Source organism: Streptomyces sp. NTD91 (assembly GCF_059510455.1).
In genome coordinates this window covers 1-5,671 of record NZ_JCAJZW010000098.1, presented here as the reverse complement: position 1 = coordinate 5,671, position 5,671 = coordinate 1, and the positions used below count along the sequence as shown (strand labels likewise).

At 72.9% G+C, this 5,671-nt stretch carries 3 protein-coding genes and 2 pseudogenes; 4 read left to right on the top strand and 1 reads right to left on the bottom strand.

Annotated elements, in window-relative coordinates; translation table 11 throughout:
* A pseudogene (locus AC5WRT_RS38570) lies at positions 1-320 on the top strand (thiamine pyrophosphate-requiring protein); the annotation flags it as partial.
* Entirely contained in the window at positions 317-1,453 is a 1,137-nt protein-coding gene (locus AC5WRT_RS38565) for an SDR family oxidoreductase (RefSeq protein ID WP_496093708.1), read from the top strand. The pseudogene AC5WRT_RS38570 and the gene AC5WRT_RS38565, both read left to right, overlap by 4 nt.
* On the opposite strand, the gene AC5WRT_RS38560 is transcribed toward AC5WRT_RS38565, so the two are convergent.
* A complete protein-coding gene (locus tag AC5WRT_RS38560) occupies positions 1,354-3,135 on the bottom strand; it encodes a glycoside hydrolase family 15 protein (RefSeq protein ID WP_496093709.1) in 1,782 nt (593 codons plus the stop codon). The two genes, AC5WRT_RS38565 and AC5WRT_RS38560, sit on opposite strands and share 100 nt — an antisense overlap.
* A gap of 706 nt (positions 3,136-3,841) precedes the next feature.
* Here AC5WRT_RS38560 and AC5WRT_RS38555 point away from each other — a divergent pair.
* Positions 3,842-4,582, top strand: a pseudogene (locus AC5WRT_RS38555) (sigma-70 family RNA polymerase sigma factor); the annotation flags it as partial.
* A 421-nt stretch (positions 4,583-5,003) separates the two neighbouring features.
* A partial coding sequence (locus tag AC5WRT_RS38550; protein ID WP_496101079.1) for a thiamine pyrophosphate-binding protein occupies positions 5,004-5,671 on the top strand: 668 nt, incomplete at its 3' end.

Here is a 5,671-nt window from a genome sequence, read left to right as displayed (position 1 = left end):
ACCCGGCCTCGCAGGAGATCCCGGACGTGCCCTACGCGGCCTATGCGCAACTGCTCGGCCTGAAGGGGATCGTCTGTGACGACCCGGACGGGGTCGGCGCGGCCTGGGACGAGGCGCTGGCGTGCGACAGGCCGGTGGTGCTCGAGTTCAAGGTCGACAACGAGATCGCGCCGATCCCGCCGCACATCATGAAGGCCCAGGGCAAGAAGGCAGCCAAAGCGGCGCTGCACGACCCGGAGAGGGCAGGCATCACCGCCAAGGGCGTACGGCAGAAGATCACCGAGTACGCCGAGCACCTTCCCGGCCGGGGGGAGAAGTGAGCGGCCCGCGGCAGAGCGGGCGCGCGCAGGACCGTCAGGTCGTGGTCGTCACCGGTGCGAGCGCCGGGGTCGGTCGCGCGACGGCCTGTGCGTTCGCCGCGCGCGGTGCCGCCGTCGCCCTGCTGGCCCGCGGTCAGAAGGGCCTGGAACAGGCTGCGCACGACGTCCGCATGGCCGGTGGACAGGCTCTGCCCCTTGCCGTCGACGTCGCCGACCCCGAGGCCGTCGACGCGGCCGCGCAGCAGGTGGAGGAACAGCTCGGACCGATCGACGTATGGGTGAACGCCGCGTTCGCGACGGTGTTCGCCCCCGCCACGGAGATCCGCCCCGAGGAGCTGAAGCGGGCCACCGAGGTGACGTACTTCGGCTTCGTCCACGGCACCCAGGCGGCCCTGCGCCGCATGCTGCCCCGCGACCGGGGGACGATCGTGCAGGTCGGCTCCGCCCTGGCCTACCGCAGCGTGCCGTTGCAGGCGGTGTACTGCGGGGCCAAGGCCGCGATCCGGGGTTTCACCGACTCCCTGCGCTGTGAGCTGATGCACGACGGCAGCGCCGTGCGGGTGACCACGGCACACCTGCCCGGGGTGAACACGCCGCAGTTCAGCTGGGTCACGGCCCGGCTGCCCCGGCATCCGCGACCGGTGGCCCCGGTCTATCAGCCGGAACTGGTCGCCCAGGGCATCCTGGATGCCGCCGACCACCCCGAGCGGCGCGAGCACTGGATCGGCGGCTCCACGGTCGCCACCCTGCTCGGGCAGCGGTTCGCCGCGGGCCTGCTGGACCGGTACCTGGCCAGGACCGGCTACGAATCCCAACAGATGGACGAGCCGCTCGACCCCACGCGCCCCACCAACCTGTGGAAGCCCGTCGATGACACGCACGGCGCCGACCACGGCCCGCACGGGATCTTCGACGACGAGGCGCACGGGCGCAGCCTCCAGCTGTGGGCCTCCCGGCATCGGCGTCCGCTCGCGCTCGGCGCCGCCGCGGGCGCCGCGGGCACGGCGCTCGTCGCGGGACTGCGGCCCCTGGCTCAGCGGGGCAGCGTCGACGCGTCGTTGAGGCGCACGGCGCACTCCAGCAGGAGGGCGTGGACGAACGCCTGGGGCAGGTTGCCGCGCAACTGGCGCTGACGCACGTCGTACTCCTCCGCGAACAGCCCGGACGGCCCACAGGCCGCCCGGGTCCGTTCGAACCAGCGCAGCGCGCCGGTCCGGTCGCCGAGGTGGTCGGTGGCCAGCGCCATGGTGAACCCGCAGAAGAGGAACGCCCCTTCGGCCTCGCCCAGGGGAATGCCCGGGTGATGGAAGCGGTACAGGTAGCCGTCCTCGGCCAACTCGTCCTCGATGAAGCGGCGGGTGATCGCGTTGCTCGGGTCGTCGGCGGGCGGGCAGCCACGGGCGAGCGGCATCAGCAACGCGGCCTCCGGCCCGTCGTCGTCCACGGCCCGCCGCCAGCGGCCGTCGGCGCGCAGACAGCGACGCCGGGTCTCCGCGAAGACGGCCTCGGCGAGGTCGGCGCCGCGCTGTGCCGTCCGTCCCCTGATCGCCCCGGCCACCCGGCGCAGACCGCAGATCACGCTCAGCCGGGACTGGGTCCACCAGTGCTCGTCCAGCTCCCACAGCCCGGCGTCGGGCCGCCTCCAGTTGCGTTCCACCGCGTCCACCGCGACCGCGACCGCCTGTTCGGCCTCGGGTGTGAGCCGGTCGTGGTGCGCGGCGGCGGCGAACAACTGAAGCGCCTCTCCGAACGCGTCGAGCTGGAACTGGTCGGCCGCCCGGTTCCCGATCCGGTCGTTGCCGCCCGGGTAGCCGGGGAAAGGCAGTCCGCGCTCCTGTGGGACCCGTCCGCCGCCCACGTCGTACGCGGGGTGCAGGCCCTCGCCGTCGGCCAGGATGCGTTCGGCGGTGAAACGCACCGCGGAGTCGAGCAGGTCGTGCGGGCCGTGGGTGGCGACCGCGAGGCCCGCGTAGCTCTGGTCGCGGATCCAGGCGAAGCGGTAGTCGTAGCTGCGGCCGGTGTTCGCGCGTTCCGGCAGTGAGGTGGTGGCGGCGGCGACCATGCCGCCGGAGGAACTGGTCAGCCCGCGCAGGACGGCGTAGGCGTGCCGAGCGTCGCGCGGCGCGGCCAGCCCCGAGCAGTCGGGCACGGTCCGTCGCCAGGTGTCCTCCGTCGCCTCCCACAGCCGGTCGGGGTCCAGGGGCGCGGTGCTCTCCCGCTCCGACAGCTCCAGGACGAGGTCGCGGTGCTCGCCGCTGCGCAGCCGGAACTCACCGCGCAGTCCGGACTCGGGGTTCCAGGCCGCTTCGTGGGCGCCGGCGAGCCGCAGCCGCAGGCCGTCGGCGTCCGCGGTCCACACATCGCCCTCCAGGCGCGGGTCGCGCGCCCGGCCAGCGCCGAAGCCGGGCCGCGGGTCGAGGGTGAGCCGCAGCCCGGCCTCCCCCTGTTCGACGCGCATCCGGCGCAGCAGTACGAGCCGGTCCACCGAGCCGGGCATCGCGAGAGCGTCGCGGCACTCGATCACGGAGTCGGCGGTCACCCAGCGGCTGACCCGGATCAGCGTGCCGTCCTCGTAGTAGCCGCCCCACACGTGCCAGCGGTCCACCGGTTCGACGCCGAAGTATCCGACGCCTCCGATCAGGGCTGAGAACACGGCGGGGCTGTGCCAGCGCGGTGCGCACAGCCAGACGATGCGTCCCTCCGGATCCACCACGGCGCCGCGTTCGCCGTCGGCGAGGATCCCGTACTCCCGCAGCACCCATGGCGGGCAGACGCCGTTCACCGGTTCTGCCTGCTTGCCGACTCTCTCACTCATGGCACGGTGGTTTCCCGGCCGTCCGGTCCGGAAACGAGGTGTGCGCCGGACGGTCGTTCGGCGTCGGGCCGAGGGTGGTCGGCCTGCTGCGTGCGTCCGGGAGCCGACGCGGCGATCATCCCCACGCGGTTGCCGGTGTGTTCCATGTTCCTGGCTCGTCGGACGGCAGGACGGCTCGCTCGTGAGTCACCGGGCCGACCGGCCGTGAGGCACGCCGCTCGCGCAGTTCGTCCCTGAGCCACCGCTCGACGAGTGCTTTACACCCGCCCGGCGGGCCTGCGCACCGGGATCCGCGGTCGAGCGCCGCCAGGTCCACCGTTCGGCTCCCGGAGGCTCGGCGGCTCCGCGGTGGCGGCCTTGGGGGCGGCACCGCGACGGCTGGGGTCGTGGTGGGTCCCGGGGGCGACCAGCAGTCCCAGGGGCAGCCGCGGTGAACTCGCGGACGGACACGGGTCGAGCCCGCCGATGAAGCGGCGCTCGCGGTGGGACGCGCGATGCCCTGGGGGACGAGCAGCAGACACATGGGGCACCTCGGTCACGCCGCGGGACGTCTGTGGACCCCGTCCCGGGGCCGTCAAACCGGAATCATCCATTCCACCCGCGAGGGCACCCGAAGCCGCCGCCGAGCGGGTGATCTTTGCATGGGACAAGAGAATCGGGAAACCCATGGTGCAGCCCAGCAAGCCCCTCCAGCGCAGAGGCTCACATGACTCCGCCGACCCCCCTCTCCCCGTCAGTGAAGCCCGAAACCGACGGCGCGCTCACGTCCGCGCGGATCGACGAGGTCGTCGGGCGGATCAGCAGGCACCCTCCGGGGAGTGCGCGGAACGCGGCCCGGGAGCGGGCCATCCGCACCCTCATCCCCGTGGCCCGCCGCATCGCCGCCAAGTACCGCAACACCGGCGTCGAGGAGCAGGACGACCTCTTCCAGGTCGCCTGCGTGGGCCTGGTCAAGGCCATCGACGGTTACGACCCCGGCCAGGGCCACGCCTTTCTGTCGTACGCGGTGCCGACGATCACGGGGGAGCTGAAACGCCACCTCAGGGACCGGACGGGACTCGTGCGACTGCCCCGGGCCGTGCAGGAGGCGAGGCAGCAGGTGCGCCGCGCGCGGCGAGAGCTCGAACAGGCGGGTGGCGGCTGCCCGCCCACACCCGGGGAACTCGCCCGGGCCTGCGGTCTGTCCGAGGCCGCCGTGGCCGAGGCCATCCGCTCCCAGGACCTGGCGCGGCCCCGCTCGCTCGACGCGCCGCTGGAGGGAGGGGAGGGGCAACTGCGCACGTTCGGCGAGGTGCTCGGGGACCGGGATGCCCGGATCGAGACCGCCGCCGAGCGAGTGGAGCTCCTCGATGCGCTGAGGCAGTTCCCGGAGCGGGAGCGCCGCATCCTGGTACTGCGCTTCTTCCACGACCGGACACAGCAGCAGATCGCGGCCATGGTGGGCATCTCACAGATGCACGTGTCCCGGCTGCTCACCCGATGCCTGGCACAACTGCGCGAGATGCTGGGACACCTCGATCCGGCACGCCCCGCCGAGGGCCGTGCCGGTCCCAAGGCGGCGGCGGAAGGGGCCGCGCACATTCCTGCGCGGGCCGGTGGCGGCCGCGTCCGGGGCAAGGGGCCTGCCCACGAGGACGTCCGCGGCCGGGGGCGGCAGCGCACACACTCGCGGCCATGTGCGACAGGCCCCGGGAGTCCGAAACCTGTTCGCCCCCGGCAAGGAGCCTCTCACGGTCCGTGCCCGGCGGAGCCAGTCGGACGAGCACTTCGTCGACCGGACAGGGGAGCCGGGCCGCCGGTCGTTTACCCGATGCCACCACAGGTCACCCCATGCGGACGGCATAGGTGCGCATCCGAGGGAGCACGTCATGACGCTGGTGGCCGACTACGTACTGCAGCGCTTGCGGGAATGGGGGATCAAGCGGGTCTACGGCTATCCCGGCGACGGGATCAACGGGCTTCTGGGCGCCTTCGACCGGGCGAAAGGGGAACCGGAGTTCATCCAGACGCGGCACGAGGAGATGGCCGCGTTCATGGCGTGCGCGCACGCGAAGTTCACCGGCGAGGTGGGCTGCTGCGCGGCGACCTCCGGGCCCGGTGCCGTGCACCTGCTGAACGGGCTGTACGACGCGAAGCTGGACCACCAGCCCGTGGTCGCCGTCGTCGGCCAGCAGAAGCGGCTCTCCCTCGGCGCGCACTACCAGCAGGAGATCCCGCTCGCGCAGCTCTTCGCGGACGTTTCCGAGTTCTGCCAGATGGTCGTGCACCCGGGGCAGGCACGCCACGTCATCGACCGGGCCTTCAAGACCGCCCTGACCACGCGCGGCGTCGCGACGATCATCATTCCGAGCGATGTGCAGGAGGAGGACGCCCAGCCGTCGCCGCCGAAGATGCACGGGTCGGTGTTCTCCAGCGTCGGCTGGAGCCGCCCGCGCCTGCTGCCCGACGCGGACGAGTTGCGCAAGGCCGCGGCCGTCCTCAACGAGGGCTCCGAGGTTGCCATGATCATCGGCCAGGGAGCGGCGCACGCGGAGAG